The organism is Corallococcus carmarthensis (assembly GCF_003611695.1).
GTDB lineage: Bacteria > Myxococcota > Myxococcia > Myxococcales > Myxococcaceae > Corallococcus > Corallococcus carmarthensis.
Window position 1 is genome coordinate 1 of sequence record NZ_RAWE01000427.1, and the last position, 2,535, is coordinate 2,535.

Genomic DNA, 2,535 nt, shown 5'->3' on the forward strand with positions numbered 1-2,535 from the left:
CCCCTCACCCCCGGCCTCTACCAGCCGCTGCCCGGCCCCTTCGTGCGCCGGGACGCCGAGGGCCGGCCCCTCCAGAACGACGACCCCCGCGACCGCCACGGCACGGACCGCCGGCTGGGCGGCCGCATGTTCTGGAACGTGCTCCACGCCTTCCGGGCCGGCGAGGACACGGAGGACTCCGCCGTCTCCCAGGCCCAGTGGGACCGCATGGTCTTCGGGGCGGTGCTGGCCATGGTGGGCCTGGCGCTGGCGGCCATCGCGCTCGTCAGCTCGCTCTAAGGGCGACGGGGCGCGTCGAAAGCCTTGGGGTTGTCGCGGCCTGTGCTACGGTGCCGCGCACTTGGCCACCGACGACCTCACACTCGTCAAGCGCGTCCGCAGCGGGGACCAGCGCGCCTTCAAGCTCCTCGTCGAGCGTTACCAGCGCAAGGTGTATGCCGTCGCGCTCGGAATGCTGAAGGACAAGGAGGAGGCGATGGACGTCTCCCAGGAGGCGTTCGTCAAGGTCTACAAGTACCTGGACCACTTCAAGGGCGACGCGTCCTTCTACACGTGGCTCTACCGCATCACGTCCAACATCTGCATCGACGTGCTGCGCAAGCGCCGGGGCGGCGGCGAGGCCGTGGAGTTCGACGAGACGCAGGAGGTGGACCTCTCCGAGGCCCGCATCGGCGCGCTGGGCAGCCGCCTGGGGACCAACCCCCAGAAGAGCGCCCTGCGCAAGGAGCTGGCGGAGAAGATCCAGGAGGCCCTGGCCACGGTGCCGGAGAAGCACCGCGCCATCCTGCTGCTGCGCGAAATCGAGGGAATGTCCTACGAGGACCTGGCCCGCACGCTGGACATCCCCAAGGGCACGGTGATGAGCCGGCTCTTCCACGCGCGCGCCAAGGTGCAGAAGATCCTTGGGGATTATCTGGAGCTGGACGAAGCCAAGAGCGGGGTGGGCAACGAATGAGGATGCCAGAAAGGCCTCCTCGAATATCCGTGGGGGAGCGCGCGTCCCAACGACGAATTCCCACCAGCCCGCAGGGTGAAGAGTATGGCCGGAAATCCCGCGTGTGAGCGTTTCGTACCGCTCCTGTCTCCCTACATCGACGGTGAACTCGCTCCTGGAGAGCGCGTCAACGTGGAGCGGCACCTGGCTGCCTGCCGGGATTGCACGGGCCGCGCGGCGGACCTGCGCGCCGAGTCCGGGTTGCTCCGGGTCGGCCTGGACATGGCGGTGGACGACGTCGACTTCAAGGACTTCGCCCAGAAGGTGATGGCCCGGGTGACTCCGGAGAAGCCGCCCCTCATCGAACGGATGCGGCTGGCCCTGTCGGAGATGTTCCTCTACCAGCGCACCGCGATGATGTCGTCGCTGGCCACCGCCGCGGTGGTGCTGCTGGTGGCGCTGCCGCTGTTGCTGCGCGACAGCGCGCCGGAGGGCTACGCCGCCGAGCGTATGACGGTGAAGTCCATCCAGTCCTACCAGGGCGCCCGCGTGGCCCCGGTGGTGATGGAGACCGAAGGCGGGGGCTCCATCATCTGGATGGTGGACGAGCAGGAGCAGGCCCCGGAGACCGTGAAGGGCGCCGCCGACGGGCAGAAGAAGCCGGGCCAGGTGGAGTCCCAGGAATCGAGCGTGGAGCCGGATGGCCAGGGAGGGCGGCAGGAGGCGCCGTCCGTCCCGCCCCGGCCCACCGGAGGAGCGCTATGACGAAGCCGACGTGGGCGGTGCTGGCACTGGTGTTCGCCGTGGGCTTGGTGATGGGGCCGTCGGTGGCCTTCGCCCAGGAGCAGAAGGTGAAGGTGCAGGTGGAGGTGGTGCTGGCCTCCAACAAGGGCACCGTGGTGGACCCCCCGGAGCTCGGCAAGATGAAGGAGGCGTTCCAGAAGCAGAACTTCAGCTTCACCTCCTTCAAGCGCATGTCGCTGGACACCGTGGAGGTGGGCGCCCAGAAGCCCACGGAAGTGAAGCTCCCCAACGGGACGAACGCGTCGCTCCAGCTCCTGGGCATGAAGGACGGCAGCGCCACGTTGCGCGTCATCATCCCGAACCAGTCCTCCGTGGAAGTGGAGCTGGGCCGCCAGGGCGCCGTGTACCAGAAGGCCGGCAAGCACGTGGGGGGCGACCTCATCCTCGTCCTGGTGCCGCCGTCCAAGTAGCCGCTGCTGTGCCGTGACGGATGCGCGCCGCCTTCGGGCAGGCGCCGTCCGGTGGAAGCCCCTCCCTGACGCCTGGATGGCCCCCTGTTCCCCGGGCGGCCCCGCGTCAGGAGCCCGCTGCCCCTGAATCTTCCCTACTCCTCGCACATCCACCCCTGCGTGGACGGTGCCGCGCTGTCCCGGCGTCGGAGGGCTGCGTCCCACGTCCGACGTGCGCTGGGGTGTGCCTGCGACCGCGGGGCAGGAAAGAGGGCGGAACTACCTGGAGCCGGGCTGAAAGAAAGTCAGTCCTGCCCTGCTTGCTCGGGGTGGTTCGGGGTTTCTTCCCTCGAAAAACGATGAGTTGGGCGACGGCACGGCAGTTGCTCTTGGGTATGAGGGCAGGAC

The 2,535-nt window shown here is 68.6% G+C and carries 3 protein-coding genes and 1 pseudogene; all 4 read left to right on the top strand.

Features of this window, described 5'->3' with window-relative positions:
• Positions 1-279: pseudogene (locus tag D7X32_RS45860) on the top strand (hypothetical protein); the annotation flags it as partial.
• A 61-nt stretch (positions 280-340) separates the two neighbouring features.
• Positions 341-955 (top strand): RNA polymerase sigma factor, encoded by a 615-nt coding sequence (locus tag D7X32_RS44075; RefSeq protein WP_120575660.1) that lies wholly within the window; start codon positions 341-343, stop codon positions 953-955.
• Between the two features lie 84 nt (positions 956-1,039).
• On the top strand, positions 1,040-1,699 hold the full coding sequence (locus D7X32_RS44080) for an anti-sigma factor family protein (RefSeq protein ID WP_120608441.1): 660 nt from the start codon (positions 1,040-1,042) through the stop codon (positions 1,697-1,699).
• Positions 1,696-2,148 (top strand): hypothetical protein, encoded by a 453-nt coding sequence (locus tag D7X32_RS44085; RefSeq protein ID WP_120608442.1) that lies wholly within the window; start codon positions 1,696-1,698, stop codon positions 2,146-2,148. The genes D7X32_RS44080 and D7X32_RS44085 overlap by 4 nt, the downstream gene beginning before the upstream one ends.
• Positions 2,149-2,535: the final 387 nt, after the last annotated feature.